The organism is Sphingomonas sp. (assembly GCF_017744835.1).
Classification (GTDB): Bacteria; Pseudomonadota; Alphaproteobacteria; order Sphingomonadales; family Sphingomonadaceae; genus Sphingomonas.
In genome coordinates this window covers 709,349-728,339 of sequence record NZ_JAGIAM010000003.1, presented here as the reverse complement: position 1 = coordinate 728,339, position 18,991 = coordinate 709,349, and the positions used below count along the sequence as shown (strand labels likewise).

The following is an 18,991-nucleotide window of genomic DNA, read 5'->3' as shown; positions in this document are numbered from 1 at the left end:
TTTCGGGCGCGCGGGAGAGGAGCGCGCGCCCGAACTCGTCAGAAGTCGAAGCTCGCGTTCACGCCGAAATATCGGTCGTTGTCCCGGGGCACGAAGCGCGAGACGCCGGCGACCGCGCCGTAGGAAATGAACGGCGAGTAATGCGTGTTCGATATGTTCTTGACCACGCCTCGGACCTGCCACTTCCCTTCGTGCACCAGCGCGATCGAAGCGTTCCAGATGCCATAGGCAGGCTGGATCGTGTCAGGGGTCTGCGTGATCGAATATTGGGTTTCGTCCTTCCAGCTATAGTCGGTCTGGAGCTCGAGGCCGAGGCTCTCGGACAGCGGAATCGTATAGCTTCCGTCCAGGTGGAGCTTCCATTTCGGCGCAAAGGGCAGGGGCTGCCCGTTGACGTTCGCGCACGCCCCGCCCGCCGAGGCCGGGCACAGGAAATCGTCGATCTGCGCGTCGGTATAGGCGAGGCTGCCCGACAGCGAGAGGCCGCGAGCCGGGCGCAGCGTCAGATCGCCTTCGATGCCCCGCGAGGAGACCTCGCCTGCGTTGATGAGCCGCGTGACGAGCGAGCCCAGAAACGTGTCCTGGAAATTTGCCTGGAAGCCCTGGAACTTGGTGAGGAACAGCGCCAGGCCCAGCGAGGCGACGCGATCGGGGCTGCTGGCCTTGAGGCCGATCTCGTAGCTGTCCGATGTCTCGGGGGCGAGCGGCTCGACGTCGAACGCCTGCATGTTGAAGAAGACGTTGTATGCCGGCCCCTTATAGCCCCGCGAATAGGTGGCGTAGAGATTGACCCATTCGCTCGGTTCATATTGGAGGCCGGCGCGCAGGCTGTAGTCGGTGGCGCTGGTGTCGCCGCTGCTGGCGAACGAGGGGCGGATTCCGGGGACGCCGGTTGCCGTCGTTGCCACGCGGGCGTGACGATAGGCGAGATCGTCGTGGATCAGTCGTGCGCCGAGGATGCCGCGGAACTGCGGCGTGAAGTTTAGATTCGCCTCGCCGAAGACCGAATAATTGTCGAGTTCCGTCCGGTAGTTGGCGACGCCCTGGTTATCGACCGGCGCGCCCCCGACGATCTGCGTCACGTCGCGCTGGTAGCGTTCGCGGGCGATCGCCTTGAAATAATAGAGGCCGACCACGTAATCGATGAACCCGCCTCGCGGCGATGTCAGCCGCAGTTCCTGCGAGAACTGGTCGGCATCGACGGTACCGACATCCTCGCCGCGCGCGATCGCGGGGGTCACCGTGCCCGTCGAATCCCAATCCTGGTGCTGGCGATTGCGCCATTTGCGCCACGCCGAGATCGAGGTGAGCTGGTGCTCGCCCAGCCCGATCTCCGCCGTGAACGACGCGCCGAAATTCTTGTCGCGCACGTCCGCGTCGAAGCTCGGGCGCACTTCGGTGTTGTTCGGCCCCGGCGTGATGCCGTCGGCGGCCAGCAAGGCCGCCAGCGCCGGATTGGGCGTTACGGTGCCGCTCGGAAAGGCGACGCGATCGGTCGAGCGGAAGATGCCCGTCGGCACGTTCTCGAAGCTGTAGACATAGTCGCCGGCGAGCGTGAAACGCAGGTCCGCAGCAGGTTCGTATACCAGCTTTCCGCGCACGCCGCGGCGCTTGTAGCCGTTGACGTTCTCGCCGGTGTCGAGGTTGCGAACATTGCCGTCATAGTTTGCGAACAGGCCGGTCAGCGCGAAGGACAGGTCCTTGGCGATCGGTCCGGACGCGCCGAGCCGCACGCGATATTCGTCGCCTTCATAATAGCCGAACTGGCCATTGACGCTCAGCTCCTGCGTCGGCGCTCTGGAGACGATGTTGATCACGCCGGCCGACGCGTTCTTGCCGAACAACGTCCCCTGCGGGCCGCGCAGCACTTCGATCCGCTCGACATCGACCAGGTCGAGCGTCGCCTGGCCGGGCCGCGAAAGCACGACGCCGTCGATGACCGTCGCAACCGACGGCTCGACTCCCGGCGATGTGGTGATCGTGCCGATACCGCGGATGAAGATCGATCGATCCTTGTTCGAGGATCCAGTGCGGAAGTCGACGGTCGGGACAGTCTGCGCGATGTCCTGCAGCGTGTTGAGGTTCCTCGAGGCGAGATCCTCGCCGCTGAGCGCAGTAATGGCGATGGGCACGTCGGCGAGCGATTCCTCGCGGAAACGCGCGGTCACCACGATTTCGTCGCTCTCCCGCGCCGCCGTTTCCGCCCGGGGCGCATCCTGTGCCTGGGCGGCGGCCGCCGCAACCGGCGCCGTGCCTGCAAGAAGGAGCGCGCGCACCAGCGTAGCTTGTATCGACTTCGACAGCATATTCTTCCCTTTTGACGGCCGGAAGGGAAGAATATCCTACCAGTTTAGTGGGTGAACAAACTTTTGCTTCGCTCGGGTGCGGCGCTGCTTCATCGGGCCGGCCGGAGAAAGCGGGGCGGGAAGGGCGCGCCCTTTGGCCCCTGCGGGTCGCGCAATTCGTTGCGCTCTCCGGCATCGGGGCTGAGCGGAATTTGCATGCCGCCCGTCTCCTCCAGGATCCGGAACAGGCTGGCGCTCATTCGCTCGGCCAGCGCCTCATGGCCCGGGCGCGCGAGCAGGTTGTCGCTCTCCTGGGGGTCGGCCTGCAGGTCGTAGAGCTCGTCCAGGTCCCAGATGCCGTGGAAGTGCATATATTTGTACCTGTCCTCGCGCAGCGCGTGGACCGTGGGAGTCTGCGGGAAGTTTCTCTCCCAGTAATATTCGTAGAGGAGCTCGCTGCGCCACGGCACCTGGCGGCCCTGGGCCAGGGGGAGCATGTTCGCTCCTGCCAGCCCGGCCGGCGCCTCGAGCCCGGCGGCGGCGAGCATGGTGGGGGCGACGTCGATGTTGGCGACGACCTGCTCGACGGTGCGATGGCCGAAGAGCGACGGGCAGCGCGCGATCATCGGAATCCGCATCGATTCCTCGTACGCTGCGCGCTTGTCGATCAGCCCGTGCTCCCCGAACATGAAGCCGTTGTCCCCCATGTAGAGGATCAGCGTGTCGTCGAGTTCGCCTCGCCGCTCGAGCAGGTCGAGGATGCGCGCCAGCCCTTCGTCGACGGCGAGCAGCGTCTCCATGTAGCGCTTGTAATAATCGGCGACGTCGAGCGTCGAGTGATAGGGGAAGTCGACGCCGTGCCAGCTGTTGCGCTGGTTCTCGACCCACATCGGCCTGCCCGGCACGCCCGCCGCCATTGTCTTCGGGTAGCGATAGGTCTCGTTGGCGTAGCGGCCCTTATGGCGTTCGGCGGGGATGAACTCCGAATGCACTGCCTTGTGCGCGAGGTGCATCATCCAGGGCCGCTTGCGACCGCGTTGGCCGATCCACTCGAGCGCGTAGTCGGTCAGCTCGTCGGTGATATAGCCCTTCTGCGCAACCTTGTTGCCATTGACGTTCAATCCCTCAGCGCTTGGAAGATAGGTTCCTTGCCCCTTGAAGCTTACCCAGTGGTCGAAGCCCGGCTGCGGTGCATCGCCTTCGTCGCCCATGTGCCATTTGCCGATGAAGGCCGTCTCATAGCCGGCGCGCTGGAGATATTCGGGGTAGAAGGTGAGGCCAGGCGGGATCGGGTGGTTGTTGTCCACGACGCGATGCTGATGCGCAAAGAGGCCGGTGAAGATCGATGCACGCGACGGCGAGCAGAGCGCGGTGGTGACGAAAGCGTTTCTGAAATGCACGCCTTCGGCCGCCAACCGGTCGAGCGTCGGCGTGTCGCCGAAATCCTGCGCCTTCATGAAGCCCATGGCGTCATAGCGGTGATCGTCGGTCAGCACGACGAGGATGTTCTTCGGCCGTACGCCCGGGATGCGTTTGAGTCGCAGGTCCTTGGGCTTGGCCTGCTGCGCCGCGGCCGCCCAGCTATAGAGGCTGAAGGCGCCGCCGCTTCCGGCGAGCAGCACGCCGCGGCGATCGATTTCGTCGGTCATCGAACGATCCTCTTCAATGCGCAATCGCCAATCCGGCGAGATTCTCGTGGGGCTCGGCGCGGCGGATGCGGGGAAGCAGCAGTTGGATCCATCCGAGCGCGAGCAAATAAGAGATGGCCGCGAACAGGAACATCGGCAGGTAGCCGAGCCCGGCCGCGAGCACGAGACCTGCGATCTTGACGATCGCCATGCCGCCGAGATTGCCGCAAAACGCCCCGAACGCAGTCACCCGCCCCACCTTGGCGCCCGGCGTGATGTCCGCGATGGTAGCGAACAAGGTTGCCGAAAAGGCCTGGTGTCCCGCCATGGTGAGCGCGAGGATTGCGGTCGCTACCCAGAGTTCGGTGGTGAAGAGCGCGAGCGGCACCGGCACCACCGCGAGCGCGGAGACCAGCATCGTCCCCTTGCGCACCCGGTCGAGCTCGCGCCCCCGCACCAACAGGCGGCTTGCGATCGTGCCGGCCACCAACGCGCCAATTGCTGCGCCGGTATAGGCGACGGCCAGGGGAGGACCCAGCGTGGTGCCGGCGAGGCCGAATTGCCGGTGGAAGAAGTCGGGCATCCAGAACAGCATCAGCCACCAGGTGGCGTCCGAGAGCACCTTGGCTCCGGCAACCGTCCAGGTGCGGCGTTCCCGCAGGAGCGGACCATAGGCCGGGGCCCCGTGCGGTGTGGCGGAAGGGTCCCCTTCGTCGCCGAAGCGTATCCCCCGCACCGCGCACAGCCACAGGATCGCCCACACCAACCCGGCGGCGCCTGCGATGATGAAGGCCGAGCGCCAGCCGTAGAATGCGGCGAGCAGCGGGATCAGCAGCGGCGCGAGGATGCCGCCGATGCTTCCTACGGCGTTCAGGATGCCGTAGCCCGTCGAGCGCTGGTCGGGCGGGAAGATCGTCGCGATGGTCTTGATCCCGTTCGGCGTGCCCATGGCCTCGGTGGCGCCGAGCGCCGCGCGTACGAACGCGAATTGGCCCATGGTTGCCGCCCAGGCATGGGCAATTGCTGCCACGCTCCAGGCAGAGACGCCGAGCGCGTTGGCCCATTTGACGCCTGCCTTGTCGGCGATCCAGCCCGTGATCAGGAATGCGAACGCCGCCGAGCCCTGGAACCAGGCGGCGAGCGTGCCATAATCGTCGTCGCTCCAGCCGAGATCGGCCGAGATCACCGGCTTGAGCACCGCGATGATCTGCCGGTCGATCAGGTTGAGGATACCCGCCATCAGCAGCAGTGCGAACAGCGCCCAGCGGCGCTTGGGCGACAGGGTCATCCGAACGTCACCTGTCGGCCGCCCTGCAGCAGCGGGATCGCGTTCCGCCGCAGTTGCCTGGTGCCGGGATTGAGCATCGCCTCGACTGTATATTGCGCAAGATAGACGCGTCGCGGCCTGTCGGTGCGGTTCGCGCCGGTCGCGTGGAGCGCGCGGCTCGAAAAGGCGACGATGCTGCCGGCCGGCACTTCGATCGCAACGCTCTCGGCTTCGTCGACTTCTGCGGCGAGGTCGTTGCTGTCGGCGCGGCGCGCATGGTCGACGATGCCGTTCAAATGGCTTCCCGGCACGAGACGGACAGTGCCGTTCTCGACGGTGGCGTCATCGAGGGGGCACCAGCAGGTGAGGTAGGGCGCATGGTCGAGCGGCCCGCCGTTAGCGACGACATAACCCGAATCCTGATGCCAGCTGAACGGCAGCCCGCCCTCGGGGGCCTTCACGACATATTGGTCGAAGAAGAAATAGGCGATGTCGCCGATCGTCGTGCGGCAGACCTCGGCCATTACCGGGCTGAACAATATTTTCCTGAGAGCGGGCTGCTCGCGCTGGCACTCGCTGGCGAAATAGCGCTTGCCCCGATGACTGATGCCAAGCGCGTCGACGCCGGCTGCATCCATCCGCGCATTTTCCCGAGCGACAAAGGCATCGCACTGGGAGCGGAGAAGGTCGAGGTGCTCACCCGCGAACGCATGCTCGAAGACGGCATAGCCCTGTTCGGCGAACTGCGTCGCTTGTCTGGCGAAGCGCATGGTTCAGGCCAGCGGCGCGTGGTCGAGCCGCGGCAGCACATGGCGCGCGAACAGATCGGCCTCGGCGGCATGCGGGTAGCCCGAGAGGATGAAGGCCTCGATCCCCTCCGCGCGATAGGCGTTCAGCTTGGCGAGCACCTGATCGGGGTCACCGACGATCGCCGCGCCACAGCCCGAGCGCGCGCGGCCGATGCCGGTCCACAGATTGTCCTCGACATATTCGCCGCCCGACGCTTCGCGCAGCTCGGCCTGGCGGCGAACGCCCGCCGAGCGGCTGTCGAGCGAATTGGCGCGAATGCGGGCGCCGGTATGATCATCCAGCTTCGATACGAGCCGGTCGGCGGCGGCGCGTGCTTCCTCCTCCGTCTCGCGCACCACGACGTGGACGCGATAGCCGAAGCGCAGCGTCCGGCCTTCCTTCGCCGCCCGCGCACGCACGTCGGCAATGGTGTCGCGTATGGCAGGCAGCGTGTCGGGCCACATCAGATACACATCGGCACCCTTGGCCGCGGCGTCGCGCGCATGCTCTGAAAGGCCGCCGAAATAGAATTGGGGGCAGCGGCCAGACACCGGGGCGACGCGCGGAGGCGCTGTCTTCACCTTCCAGAATTGGCCATCGTGATCGATCGCTTCTCCGTCGAGCAATTGGCGCAATATCGCCATCGCCTCGATCGTGCGCGCATAGCGAGGGCCGCTCTCGAGCGTTTCGCCCGGCAGGTCGCTCGAGATGATGTTGATGGCAAGCCGTCCGCCCAGCATCTGGTCGATGGTGGCGATCTGGCGCGCGAGCTGTGGCGGCCAGCTCTCGCCCATGCGCAGCGCCACCAGCAGTCGAATGCGGCGGACCCAGGTGGAGATCGCAGCCGCGAATGCAGTGGTGTCGATGCCGAGCGCATAGCCCGATGGGCAGAGGACATTGTCGAAGCCAAGGCTTTCCGACTGCAGCACCAGGTCGCGGCAATGCTCCCAGCTCGACTGGAGCCTGGGCTCGGCAACGCCCAGGAATTCATAATCATCGTCGCACAGCGCCGAGAACCAGCTTACCTCGCAGGGGTTCATCTCAAGCCCTTCGTCGATCACCATCCCCTCTTGCCGCGCGCCGACATTTGCGCGAAGCAAGATTTCCTACTGGTCGCATAGGAATTATGGTCGAGACAATCCGCTACGGACTCGTTGGCACCGGGATGATGGGCTGCGAGCATATCCGCAACATCCAGCTGATCCCGGGAGCCCGCATCACTGCGATCGCCGATCCGGTGGACAACTCGCTCGCCTGGGCGGCCGCGGCGCTCGGCGCGGAGCGGCCGGCGAGCTTCGGAAGCGCCGAGGCGCTTGCGGAAAAGGGAGAGGTGGACGCAGTGGTCGTCGCTTCTCCCAATCACACGCACCGCGCGGTGCTTGCGCCGCTGTTCGAGCGCGGCGTGGCGATCCTGTGCGAAAAGCCCCTGGCGACCACGATCGCCGACGCACGCTGGATCGTCGAGCGGGCGGAAGCGGCGAGGGCGCCGTTCTGGACCGGCATGGAATATCGCTACATGCCTCCCGTCGCGCGGTTCGTCGAGCAGGTGCACGCCGGGCGCATCGGCCGGCTTCATATGCTTTCGATGCGAGAGCACCGATTCCCGTTCCTTGCCAAGGTCGGCGACTGGAACCGCTTTTCGCGCAACACGGGCGGCACGATGGTCGAGAAGTGCTGCCACTTCTTCGATCTGATGCGCCTGATCGTGCGCAGCGAGGCGGTCCGGGTCTATTGCTCAGGTGCGATGGACGTGAACCATCTCGATGAGCGCTACGGCGCAGAGGTGCCCGATATCATCGACAACAGCTATACCATCGTCGACTTCGCCGACGGTACGCGGGCGATGCTCGACCTGTGCATGTTCGCAGAGGGTGCCGAGCATCAGGAGGCGATTTCCGCGACTGGCGACAGGGCCCGGCTGGATGTCCTCGTGCCGCCGGGCGAGCTGGTCTTCTCGCCGCGGGTTCCCTTGGGTGCGCTCAAGCAGGTCGAGCGTGAGACGGTCGCGGTCGATCCTGCGGCGATGGCGGCCGGATCGCATCATGGAGCCACCTTCCATCAGCATGAGGCTTTCGCGCGCGCAGTCCGCGGCGAGGGACCCGTGGAAGTGACCGCGCGCGACGGATTGCTGGCGGTGATGATCGGCGTGGCCGCGGAAATCAGCGCCCGTGAACGCCGCGTCGTCGAAATGCGGGAGCTCGACTGAGCCAAGCGTCGGGGTACTCCGCCATATACGGCGAGCGAGTTCGCGCGCGGAGCCTGCGCGCCTCAGGGTACGCGGCGTACGACGCGGTGGTGTTCGACGTACGCCGGGCGTTCGAGGAGGAAGCGATCGTCGTCGGGATAATAGCGCGCGACCTCGATATCCTCGCCGGCAAAGCCGCGGATTGCCTCGAGCGATTGCCACCAACTGAGCGTGCTCACCTCGCTGCGGCCGTCGCCGAGGGCGCGGAAGAGCATCTGGACGCCTTTGTTGCCTGGAGTTGCCGCATAATCGGCGAGCCCGGTGGCATCGATATAGGCCGCATAGGCTTCCTCGTCCGCGGTGCGGATCACCCCGGTCCATTTCCGCAGGATCATCACGTCATGGGACATGTCTTGCTCCCCTTGGTTCAGCGCCGCGCGGCTGCAGGATTCGGCTTTCCGCGATGATTCTGCGCGAAGGTGCGCAAACTTGGGCAAGGCAGGTTTTTGAAGCGCTACCAAGCCCAACGCACTGAAAAGCCTGGTATAACTTGGTGCTGGAGCAGGGGGAATGGTGGACGCACTAGGGCTCGAACCTAGGACCCGCTGATTAAGAGTCAGCTGCTCTACCAACTGAGCTATGCGTCCATTCCGGGCTGCTTGAGGTGCATATGGTGTCTGCACCGCCGCGTTTGGAGGCGCGCCGTTAGCACCCGGATTCGGATATTGTAAACCCCAAAATCGAAACTTTTTCGCGAAAGGCCTACCAGCGCTGCACGCGGCGGCTCTGGCGGTCGATCGACATCAGGATGCCCAGGCAGATCATCACCGTCATCAGCGCCGTGCCGCCGAAGCTGATCATCGGCAGCGGGATGCCGACGACCGGGGCGAGGCCCATCACCATCGCCATGTTGATCGCCACATAGAAGAAGATCGTCGCCGAAAGCCCGGCCGCGGTCAGCCGGCCGAAGCGGCTCTTGGCGCGCATGCTCACGCTGATCCCCCAGCCGATCAGGAAGGCGTAGGCGGTGATCACGAACAGCCCGCCGAGCAGCCCCCATTCCTCCATCATCGTCGCCAGCGCGAAGTCGGTATGGCCCTCGGGCAGATAGTCGAGGTGGCTCTGCGTGCCCTGCAGGAAGCCCTTGCCGAAGATGCCGCCCGATCCGATCGCGATCTTGGACTGGCTGATGTGATAGCCGGTGCCGAGCGGATCGCTCTCGGGGTTGAGGAAGATCAGCACGCGGTTGCGCTGATATTCGTGGAGCAGGAAGTTGACTGCGAGCGGGATGAACACCGCCGCGCCCAGGATCCCGCCGATGAACAGCCGCAGCGGGATGCCCGCCAGGAACATCACCGTCGCCCCGCCGAAGCAGATCATCAGCGCGGTGCCGAGGTCGGGCTGGAGCATCACCAGCGCCGCCGGGATGCCGACCAGCACCGCCGCGGGCCAGATCGCGCCGAACTTGCGGATCTCGCCCACCGGCAGCATCTCGTAGAAGCGGGCGAGCGCGAGCACGATCACCGGCTTCATCAGCTCGGAGGGCTGGAGCCGGATGATGCCCAGGTCGAGCCATCGCTGGCTGCCGCCCGCGACTGCGCCGAGCAGCTCCACGCCGAGCAGCATCGCCACGATCAGCACGTACATCGGCAGCGCGCCCAGCGCCCAGAAGGTCTCGGGCACATAGGATAGGCCCACTGCGCCGGCCAGGCATACGAAGAAGAGCAGCGCCTGCTTCGCCGCCCAGGGCTGCAGGCTGCCGCCGGCGGCTGAATAGAGCACGACGAAGCCGAACATGCCGATCGCGATCACCAGCCCGATGATGCGCCACGGCAGCTGTGCCAGCGGGCCCGGGACGATTCCCGAAGGGCCGAGGCCGGAAGATTGAAGCGTGGCCATTACTCTGCCTCCACGCTGCCGCGTTCGGCCGCGCTGCTGTCCATCGTGTTGCTGGTCGTCGCGTTGGCGGCGTCGGAGGCCACCGTGCTGGCGGCCTCGGCGGCGTCCTCGGGCGCGGGCGGGGGCGGGGCGCTGTGCGCTGCCTTGAACGCCTTGGTCTGCTCGGCCATCCGCGTGCGATAGTCGCCGCCCCAGGTCGGCTCCTCGCGGTGGAGCGAGTCCATCGCCACCTTGCGGTCGAACAGGAAGGTCATGATGTCGCGGCCGATCATCGGCGTGTCGAGGTTGCGGATCGTGTGGCCGTTGTGCTCGAGCACGATCGCCGCGGCATATTTGGGATTGTCCGCGGGCGCGAAGCAGACGAACAGCGCGTGGTCCCTCAGCTTGAAGGGCAGCGAGGCGTTGTTGAGCACGCCCGAGCGCCGCTCCGCCATGGTGATGCGGCGGACCTGGGCGGTGCCGGTCTTGGCTGCCAAAGTGACGCCAGGAATCTGGATTCGGCTCGCGCCGCCGGTGCCGCCCGAGTTGACCACGCCGAACATCGCGTCGCGCACGATCGCCAGCTGCTCGGGCGTGACGGCTAGCGGTTCGGCCTGCTGCGCCGGCCCGCCGGCAATCAGCCGCGGCACCAGAGCGCGGCCCGATGCCAGCCGGCTCGCCATCACGGCGAGCTGGAGGGGGTTGGCGAGCACATAGCCCTGGCCGATCGACGCATTAAGCGAATCCGCCACGGTCCAGGCCTGCTTGTAGCGCTTCATCTTCCACGCGCTGTCGGGCACCGTCCCGAAACGCTGGGTGGTGAAGGGCAGGTCGAACTTCTGGCCGAGCCCCACCGATCGCGCGATCGGCGCCACGGCGTCATAGCCGATGCGGCGGACCATCTCGTAGAAATAGATGTCGCAGCTCTGCATAATCGCGTTCTTGAGGTCGAGCGGACCATGGCCGCGGCGCTTGTGGCAGTGGAATATGCCGTTGCCGACGCGCATCGCGCCCGAGCAGTTGACGCGCATGTGCGGGTCGATGCCCGCGTGCATCAGCGCCAGCCCGTTCATCGGCTTGACCGTCGAGCCCGGCGGATAAAGGCCCTGCAGCACCTTGTTCATCAGCGGGACGTGGTCGTCCTCGCTGAGCATCTTCCATTCGCTCTGGCTGATGCCGTCGGAGAAGCTGTTGGGGTCGTAGGCCGGCATCGACACCATGGCGAGGATGTCGCCGCTGGCGACGTCGATCACCACCGCCGAGCCCGAATTGGTGCCCAGCCGCCGTGCGACATATTCCTGGAGCAGCGCGTCGATGGTGAGCTTCACCGTCTTGCCCGGCGCGTCGGGGCGCGTCGCGAGCTCGCGGACCAGACGGCCGTGCGCGGTCACTTCGATCCGCTTGGCGCCCGGCGTCCCGCGCAGCGTCGTCTCGAGCATCTTCTCGAGCCCGTCCTTGCCCAGCTTGAAGCCGGGCGCGAGGAGGAGCGGGTCCTTCTCTTTCTTGTACTGCTCGGCCGAGGCCGCGCCGACATAGCCGATCAGATGGCCCACGGCGGCGCCGAGCGGATAGTTGCGCGCGAAACCGCGGGTAGGGGAGACGCCGGGAAGCTCGGGCAGGCGCACGCTCACTGCCGCGAACCGCTCCCAGTCGAGATTCTCGAGCACAGGCACCGGGCGGAAGCCGGCGGCGCGCTTCAGGTCGGTGCGGATCCGCTCCATGTCCTCGGGCGTGAGCCGCAGGATCTGCTGGAGCGCGGCGAGCGTCTTGTCCTTGTCCTCGATCCGGTCGGGGATCAGGTCGACGCGGAAGTCGGTGCGGTTGTTGGCGAGGGGGATGCCGCTGCGGTCGACGATCCAGCCGCGTCGCGGCGGCGTGAGCGTCAAATTGACGCGGTTGCTCTCCGCCATCAGCCGGTAATGCTCGTTCTCGTAGACCGAGAGCCAGGTCATCCGCCCGGCGAGCGCGAGCGCGATCGTGCCCTGCACGCCGCCGAGCATCAGTGCCCGCCGCGAGAAGCTATAGGTCTGGGTTGCCTCGGTGATCTTGGCCACGTCAGACCTTCTTCACGTCACGGTCCAGCCAGGCGCAGAAGCGATAGACCAGTGGGAAAAGCGCGCAGGAAATCACGGCCTGGAGCAGCAGCGCGGTGTCGACATGCGCGCCGAACGGCACCGCGAGCAGCCGTCCGGCGATCAGGCAGAAGCCGATGCCGCCGGATGCGATCAACCAGTCCTGCCAGAAGTCGCGCCATACCAGCCGCGTATCTAGCACGTCCATCATCAGGACGCACACGGTCCAGAGCACCATCGCGCTGCCGAGCGGCTGGCCGCTCACCAGGTCGTCGAACAGCCCCAGCGGCACCGGCGCCCAGACGCGCATCGAATCGCCGCGCGTCATGCGCCAGCCGAGCAGCATCATCAGCCCGAAAGGGGGCAGATAGGGCACCACTGCGATCAACGGCAGCAGCGTCATCAGCGAGCCCAGCATCACCGACAGGGGGGCGAGCCAGACCGCGCGTGGGCGCCTTTCCGATTGTCCGAGCGGAATGAACTCCATCGGGCTCACGGCTTGGGCGCAGCCTCCGGCTCGGCCGGCGGGCCCGAGGGTTCGGGCGAGGGCGGCGGAAGGAAGGTCTGCTGGACCAGCGCGAAATCGAGCGAGTCCGGATTGGCGGCGGGCTGCGCGATGGCGATGTCGCCGGTGGTGCGGATCACGCGGCCGAGCGGAATGTTCGGCGGAAAGATGCCGCCCGTGCCCGAAGTCACGAAGCTGTCGCCGGGCTGGAAGGTGAGCACCGCCACGCTGGCCGAGCGGATGTCGATCAGCCCGTCGCCGCGGCCCGAGGCGATCGCGGGCAGCCCGTCGCGCACGCGGCGCACCGGCACGATGCTCTCCGGATCGACGATCAGCAGCACGCGCGATGTGTTGGGGCTGGTCTCGACCACCTGGCCGATCAGCCCGGCGGCCTCGCGCACCGGCATCGTCCGCCGCACGCCCTGCCAGGCGCCGGCGTTGAGCGTGGCGAAGCGGCGCGTGCTCGATGCGGTGCTGTTGACCAGCCGCGCGATCACCACCGCGTCGGTGGTCACGTCGCGCAGCTTGAGCATGGCGCGCAGCCGCAGGTTCTCCTGGGTGAGCATCCGCGCTTTCGCAACGACTTGCGCGTCACTCTCGATCTTCGCTTTCAGCTGCGCATTCTCGGTGCGGACGTTCAGATAGCTACCGATGCCCCGGGGCACGCCCGCGATCCCGCCCCATACCCAGGCAAGCCCGGAGGAGACCGGCGTCGTGGCTTCGGACACGACGCCGCGGACGGCCGAATAGGCGGCGGGGTTGAACGTCGAGAGCAGCAGCAGGACGCCGCCGATCAGCACGCCGCCGACCGCGCCCACATAGCCGAGGAAGAGCCCGTATTGCGCCCGCCGCGAAAACCCGGGGCGCCGGTTACGTGGCGGCGCCATTTACCCCTATTCTCCCGATCAGACGGCGAGAAGAACGCCGCGGAACACCGGATCCTCGAGCGCGCGGCCGGTGCCGAGCGCGACGCAGGTCAGCGGGTCCTCGGCGACGGTGACCGGCAGGCCGGTCTCGTCGCGCAGCACTTCGTCCAGGCCCTGCAGCAGCGCGCCGCCGCCGGTGAGGACGATGCCCTGGTCGACGATGTCGGCGGCCAGCTCGGGCGCGGTGTTCTCCAGCGCGATGCGCACGCCCTCGACGATCGTGCCGACCGGCTCCGAAAGCGCTTCGGCGATCTGGCCCTGGTTGATCTGGATTTCCTTGGGCACGCCGTTGACCAGGTCGCGGCCCTTGATGTGGATCGTCGTGCCGATGCCGTCCGCAGGCGGCTTGGCGACGCCGACTTCCTGCTTGATGCGTTCGGCGGTGGCTTCGCCGATCAGCAGGTTGTGGTTGCGGCGGACGTAGGAGACGATCGCCTCGTCCATCTTGTCGCCGCCGACGCGGACCGAAGTCGAATAGGCGAGGCCGCGCAGCGAGAGCACCGCGACTTCGGTGGTGCCGCCGCCGATATCGACGACCATCGAGCCGATCGGCTCGGTCACCGGCATGTCGGCGCCGATCGCGGCGGCCATCGGCTCCTCGATCAGCCACACCTGGCTGGCACCGGCGTTCGACGCGGCGTCGCGGATCGCGCGGCGCTCGACCGAGGTGGAGCCCGAGGGCACGCAGATCACGATCTGGGGCCAGCGCATGAAGCGGCGCTGCCCGTGCACCTTCTGGATGAAGTGCTTGATCATCTGCTCGGCGACATCGATGTCGGCGATCACGCCGTCGCGAAGCGGACGAATCGCCTCGATCGAGCCGGGGGTCTTGCCCATCATCAGCTTGGCGTCGTCGCCGACGGCCTTGACCTTCTTCACGCCGTTGAGCGTCTCGACCGCCACCACCGACGGCTCGTTCAGGACGACGCCCCGCCCGCGGAGATAGACGACCGTGTTCGCGGTACCGAGGTCGATCGCCATGTCGTGGGACATGAATTTGAAAAAGCGGGAGAAAGCCATTCGTTGTTCCGTCCTGCCACCGGGGGCCCGCCGCCGGCTGTTCGCACCAAGATTTCTATGTCCGGACCCGTCCGGGGCAGATCGAAAAAATCCGCTCGGTGCCATGCGGTTGCGGGTCGCGGGATGCCGCCCGTTGGGCTAGACGGACAGCCATGTCAATACGTCGCTTGCCGGAGCATCTTGTCAACCGAATTGCAGCGGGAGAGGTCGTCGAACGCCCCGCGAGCGCGCTCAAGGAACTGGTCGAGAACGCCATCGACGCCGGCGCCACGCGGATCGCCGTGCGCCTCGCCGCGGGCGGCACCGAATTGATCGAAGTCATCGACGATGGCTGCGGCATGCTGCCCGCCGAAATGGCGCTGGCGCTCGAGCGGCACGCCACCTCCAAGCTTCCCGACGATGCGATCGAGCACGTCACGACGTTGGGTTTTCGCGGCGAGGCGTTGCCCTCGATCGCCAGCGTCGCGCGGCTGACGCTGGAGAGCCGCGTGCGCGGCGGCGACGGCTGGGCGCTGACCGTCGACAATGGCGAGCGCCTGGCGGAGGGCCCCGCCGCGCTGCCGCCCGGCACGCGCGTGCGCGTCGAGGCGCTGTTCGCCCGCGTGCCCGCGCGCCGCAAGTTCCTGCGCTCGGCCCGTGCCGAATATGGCGCCGCGCTCGATGTGGTGAAAAGGCTGGCGATGGCGCGGCCCGACATCGGCTTCTCGGTCGAGCATGACGGCCGCCGCGTCCTCTCGGTCCAGGGCGGCGAGACCCGGCCGCAGCGCGTCGCCGCGCTCACCGACCGCGACCTGGCCGAGAACAGCGTCGCCGTGGACCTCGAGCGCGAGGGCCATGTGCTCGGCGGGGTCGCCGGCCTCCCCACCTTCAACCGCGGTGTCGCCGATCACCAATATCTCTTCGTCAACGGCCGCCCGGTGAAGGACCGGCTGCTCGTCGGCGCGGTCCGCGGTGCCTATGCCGAGATGCTCGCGCGCGACCGCCACCCCGTCGTCGCGTTGTTCCTCGACGTGCCCGCCGACGCGGTCGACGTGAACGTCCACCCCGCCAAGACCGAAGTCCGTTTCCGCGATCCGGCGCTCGCGCGCGGGCTGATCGTCTCGGGCCTCCGCCGCGCGCTCGACGAGGCCGGCCACCGCAGCGTCCAGCGCCCGAGCGAAGCCGCGCTCGGCATGTGGCAGCCGGGATACCTCGACAGCCCCTCCCCTTCAGGGGAGGGGTTGGGGTGGGGCAGTCAGGTTTCACCCAGCCCGTCGTTCGAAGATCTGAAACGCTATTCCGGCGCCGCCCTCCACGATCCCCGCACGACCTTCTTCACTCCGCCGCCCCAGGCCCGTGCAGAGGCCGCGCACGCGCCGGTCCCCGCGACCACCGACTTCCCCCTCGGCGTCGCCCGCGGCCAGGTCGCCAAGACCTATATCGTCGCCGAGGCCGAGGACGGGCTCGTTCTGGTCGACCAGCACGCCGCGCACGAGCGGCTCGTGCTCGAACGGATGCGCCGCGCCATGGCCAATGGCGGGGTCGCCTCGCAGGCGCTGCTCCTCGCCGAAGTCGTCGAGCTCGACGAACCCGGCTGCGACCGGCTCGAGGCGCGCCTGGAGGAACTCGCGCAATTCGGCCTCGAGCTCGAGCGCTTCGGCCCGCGCGCGATGCTCGTCCGCGCCACGCCCGCGGCGCTGGGGCAGGGCGACGTCCACGGCCTGGTCACCGACCTTGCCGACGAGCTGGCCAGCTATGACGAGGCGCTGAGCCTCAAGGAACGCCTCGACCATGTCGCCGCGACCATGGCCTGCCACGGCTCGGTCCGCGCTGGCCGCATCCTGTCGGTCACCGAGATGAACGCGCTGCTGCGCGAGATGGAGGCGACGCCCCACTCCGGCCAGTGCAACCACGGCCGCCCCACCTGGGTGAAGCTGGCGCACGGCGACATCGAGAAGCTGTTCGGGCGGAAATGAACTTGCCGGAAGACTGATCTCTCGGAGTCGGCAGGGAATATGCCGGGAAGCTGATGGCTGCGAGCCGCTCGGCACGCAGGCGGTGGCGTCTTCGTGTGCCGGCCTGGGCCAAGCTCGCCCATGGCGATCATCAGAAACTTTTCGGACGCAAATGACCTATAGTCATCGGTAATATCTTGCGATCATCAAGCTCTCGCGACGATGGTTGCCTTTACTTAGTCGCGTATTACGCTGGCCCTTTGGTCTCGAGGTGTGCCGATGTCGTTGAAGTTTTCGCTCGTCCTTGCCGTTTCATTGGTGGCAGCTCCCGCGCTGGCGCAGGATGCGGGAAATCCTGCGCCGGTCGAGGCCAAGGAAAAGAAGGTGTGCCGGCGCGTGACTCCCACGGGCTCGATCGTTGCCAAGAGCGTCTGTCACACCAAGGCGGAATGGAAGCAGATCGAGGAAGAGAATTCCCGCAATACCGAGGCTTTCCGCAATCGCGGCAAGGGGCGACCCACCGACCTCGAATGAGACGCGCCGACCGTCAGCGTCCCGCGCCCGAGGCGCGTACCGCCCGGCCGCTGCGGGCGCCCGCCGATTGTGGCAGCACGGGCGTTCCGTCGGGGGTGCCGCTCATGTCGACCACGCACATATGGCGATAGGCGCGGTGCCCGCCGCAGCCGACGCCGGCATAGCGGAAGCCCCGGTCGAACAGCAGCGCGCGATGGCCGCGGCCCGGCACGCCGTCGTCGACGATGAGCTGGCGCACCACTTCCTGCGCGCTCGAATAGCCATAGGAAATGCCCTCGCCGACATAGATGTCGCCGCCGCGCCGGCGGACGCGCTCGCCGGGCGAGTTGCCCGCGCGCGAGCTGTGGCCGATGCTTCCCTGCGGCCCTTGCGCCGCGGCATGGTCGCCCGCGGCCAGCGCGAGCAGCGCGCCGTGGCCGAGCGGGGGCAGGGGCGCCTGGCGTTCGAGGAAGGCGATCGCTTCGTCCACCGCGCGCGTGCCCTCGTTGGTGATGATGCCGTTGTCGTCGCCGGGGAGATAGAGCAGCCGCCCTTCGAAATAGCGGCGATACTCGCGCAGGTCCTGCGCATATTCGCGCGGATGCTGGCGGGCGAAATTGATCTCGGTGAGCACGTCGGATTCGAGCGAGCGGCTCTGCGCCTGGACCGAAACGCTGCCGAAGAGCGCGCAGCACGCGCCTAGCGCCGCGAGAATACGCCGTGACACCATGAATACTCCCCCCGGGATACTCCTGCCGGACGCCATGCCCCGCAGCGTGGGAAGTTGCGCTTAAGCCTTGGGGAAGATGGGCGGATATTCCGCAATCAACCTTACGGGTTTGCCTCGGTATGGCCGCCCGGCGCGCGCCGCCGCTGAACGGCGGAGAAACGGAACTGCGTTTTTCAGCAACTTCCGTCGCGCGGCTTCGTTCTTGCCGCGAATGGACTCAGGAGGCTCGGTACAGGTGAGCAGCAAATTGGTACCCGTAATGCTGGCACTCATCCCGCTGGTCGCGGTGATCGGAGCCTGTGTCACGTGCCCGTAACGGCGTAGCGCGCCGGTTCTCCCAACTGGCTCGGCAGCCAAACGAAAAAGGCCGCCCCGGTCTCCCGGAGCGGCCCTTTTCTTGTCGGCAGTTGCCGGTGGCTCAGGCTTCCTCGCCCTCGGCCGCCGGAGCTTCCGCGGCGATCTCGCCCGGCTCGAGGTTCGGGTCGCGCTCCTCGGTGAAGCCGGCCTCGTCCTTCTCGAACATAGCGGCCATCACGTCGACGCCCTGCGACTGCATCTCGGCCTCTTCCGGCGAGCGGGCGACGTTGACCTTGACGGTCACCGACACCTCGGGGTGCAGCGCGACGCGGATCTCGTACACGCCGATCGACTTGATCGGGCGGTCGAGCACGACCTGCGCCTTGTTGACCTTGTGGCCGTCGGCGACCAGCGCCTCGACCAGGTCACGCACTGCGACCGAGCCGTAGAGGTGGCCGGTGTTCGACGCCTGACGGATCAGGGTCACCGAAACGTCGTTGAACGACGCGGCTTCCTTCTCGGCATCCGTGCGACGCGCAGCGTTCTCGGATTCGATGCGGGCGCGGTTGGCCTCGAAGACCTTGCGGTTCGCTTCGTTGGCGCGCAGCGCCTTCTTGCGGGGAAGGAGGTAGTTGCGGGCGAAGCCGTCCTTCACCTTCACCACATCGCCGATGCCGCCGAGCTTCTCGACGCGCTCTAGCAGAATAACGTCCATGGGGTGCGCTCCTTACTTAACGATGTAGGGCAGCAGGCCCAGGTGACGGGCGCGCTTGATGGCCTGGGCCAGCTCGCGCTGCTTCTTGGCGCTCACCGAGGTGATGCGCGACGGGACGATCTTGCCGCGCTCAGAGACGAAGCCCTGGAGCAGACGGACGTCCTTGTAGTCGATCCGGGGAGCGTCCTTCGCGGAGAAGGGGCAGCTCTTGCGACGGCGGAAAAAGGGTCGTGCCATGATCTATAAG

Annotated in this window: 17 protein-coding genes and 1 tRNA gene; 3 read left to right on the top strand and 15 right to left on the bottom strand. The window is 66.9% G+C overall.

All coding sequences use genetic code 11. From position 1 onward, the window contains the following. Positions 1–38: 38 nt before the first annotated feature. The 5 genes from J7500_RS11315 to J7500_RS11295 all read right to left on the bottom strand — a co-directional run bounded on the left by J7500_RS11315 (position 39) and on the right by J7500_RS11295 (position 7,033). Entirely contained in the window at positions 39–2,276 is a 2,238-nt protein-coding gene (locus J7500_RS11315; protein ID WP_294061807.1) for a TonB-dependent receptor, read from the bottom strand. 119 nt (positions 2,277–2,395) lie between these two features. Continuing rightward, positions 2,396–3,934 (bottom strand): sulfatase, encoded by a 1,539-nt coding sequence (locus J7500_RS11310; RefSeq protein WP_294061806.1) that lies wholly within the window; start codon positions 3,932–3,934, stop codon positions 2,396–2,398. A gap of 13 nt (positions 3,935–3,947) precedes the next feature. Next, complete coding sequence (locus J7500_RS11305) at positions 3,948–5,201, bottom strand: MFS transporter (protein ID WP_294061805.1); 1,254 nt, start codon at positions 5,199–5,201, stop codon at positions 3,948–3,950. After that, positions 5,198–5,950, bottom strand: a complete 753-nt coding sequence (locus J7500_RS11300; protein ID WP_294061804.1) for a phytanoyl-CoA dioxygenase family protein — start codon at positions 5,948–5,950, stop codon at positions 5,198–5,200. The genes J7500_RS11305 and J7500_RS11300 overlap by 4 nt, the downstream gene beginning before the upstream one ends. 3 nt (positions 5,951–5,953) lie before the next feature. Then, positions 5,954–7,033 (bottom strand): LLM class flavin-dependent oxidoreductase, encoded by a 1,080-nt coding sequence (locus J7500_RS11295; protein ID WP_294061803.1) that lies wholly within the window; start codon positions 7,031–7,033, stop codon positions 5,954–5,956. 62 nt (positions 7,034–7,095) lie between these two features. On the opposite strand from J7500_RS11295, the gene J7500_RS11290 reads away from it, so the two are divergent. Further along, positions 7,096–8,175, top strand: coding sequence for a Gfo/Idh/MocA family oxidoreductase (locus J7500_RS11290; RefSeq protein WP_294061802.1), 1,080 nt, complete (start codon positions 7,096–7,098; stop codon positions 8,173–8,175). A 62-nt stretch (positions 8,176–8,237) separates the two neighbouring features. Here J7500_RS11290 and J7500_RS11285 read toward each other — a convergent pair whose 3' ends face one another. From J7500_RS11285 to J7500_RS11255, 7 genes are all read right to left on the bottom strand, one after another. Beyond that, on the bottom strand, positions 8,238–8,564 hold the full coding sequence (locus J7500_RS11285; protein WP_294061801.1) for a hypothetical protein: 327 nt from the start codon (positions 8,562–8,564) through the stop codon (positions 8,238–8,240). A gap of 161 nt (positions 8,565–8,725) precedes the next feature. Then, positions 8,726–8,801 (bottom strand) — tRNA-Lys (locus J7500_RS11280). A 115-nt stretch (positions 8,802–8,916) separates the two neighbouring features. After that, complete coding sequence (gene rodA, locus J7500_RS11275) at positions 8,917–10,053, bottom strand: rod shape-determining protein RodA (RefSeq protein ID WP_294061800.1); 1,137 nt, start codon at positions 10,051–10,053, stop codon at positions 8,917–8,919. After that, the gene (gene mrdA, locus J7500_RS11270) at positions 10,053–12,032 is read right to left on the bottom strand and encodes a penicillin-binding protein 2 (protein WP_294062166.1); all 1,980 of its coding nucleotides are present in this window, start codon (positions 12,030–12,032) and stop codon (positions 10,053–10,055) included. The genes rodA and mrdA overlap by 1 nt, the downstream gene beginning before the upstream one ends. 55 nt (positions 12,033–12,087) lie before the next feature. Next, complete coding sequence (gene mreD / locus J7500_RS11265; protein WP_294062165.1) at positions 12,088–12,591, bottom strand: rod shape-determining protein MreD; 504 nt, start codon at positions 12,589–12,591, stop codon at positions 12,088–12,090. A 5-nt stretch (positions 12,592–12,596) separates the two neighbouring features. Next, a complete protein-coding gene (gene mreC, locus J7500_RS11260) occupies positions 12,597–13,496 on the bottom strand; it encodes a rod shape-determining protein MreC (RefSeq protein ID WP_294061799.1) in 900 nt (299 codons plus the stop codon). Positions 13,497–13,514: 18 nt separating this feature from the next. Next, positions 13,515–14,555: a rod shape-determining protein gene (locus tag J7500_RS11255; RefSeq protein ID WP_294061798.1), complete on the bottom strand. Its 1,041-nt coding sequence runs from the start codon at positions 14,553–14,555 to the stop codon at positions 13,515–13,517. Positions 14,556–14,707: 152 nt separating this feature from the next. On the opposite strand from J7500_RS11255, the gene mutL reads away from it, so the two are divergent. Beyond that, the gene (mutL, locus tag J7500_RS11250) at positions 14,708–16,510 is read left to right on the top strand and encodes a DNA mismatch repair endonuclease MutL (protein WP_294061797.1); all 1,803 of its coding nucleotides are present in this window, start codon (positions 14,708–14,710) and stop codon (positions 16,508–16,510) included. A 252-nt stretch (positions 16,511–16,762) separates the two neighbouring features. Continuing rightward, positions 16,763–17,023 (top strand): hypothetical protein, encoded by a 261-nt coding sequence (locus J7500_RS11245; RefSeq protein WP_294061796.1) that lies wholly within the window; start codon positions 16,763–16,765, stop codon positions 17,021–17,023. Positions 17,024–17,036: 13 nt separating this feature from the next. Here J7500_RS11245 and J7500_RS11240 read toward each other — a convergent pair whose 3' ends face one another. From J7500_RS11240 to rpsR, 3 genes are all read right to left on the bottom strand, one after another. Further along, positions 17,037–17,732, bottom strand: coding sequence for a CAP domain-containing protein (locus J7500_RS11240; protein WP_294061795.1), 696 nt, complete (start codon positions 17,730–17,732; stop codon positions 17,037–17,039). Between the two features lie 418 nt (positions 17,733–18,150). Beyond that, positions 18,151–18,744: a 50S ribosomal protein L9 gene (gene rplI / locus J7500_RS11235; RefSeq protein WP_294061794.1), complete on the bottom strand. Its 594-nt coding sequence runs from the start codon at positions 18,742–18,744 to the stop codon at positions 18,151–18,153. Positions 18,745–18,756: 12 nt separating this feature from the next. Then, positions 18,757–18,981 carry a 30S ribosomal protein S18 gene (gene rpsR, locus J7500_RS11230; protein WP_010543816.1) on the bottom strand — a complete coding sequence of 75 codons (225 nt, stop codon included), beginning with the start codon at positions 18,979–18,981 and terminating at the stop codon, positions 18,757–18,759. Between the last annotated feature and the right edge of the window lie 10 nt (positions 18,982–18,991).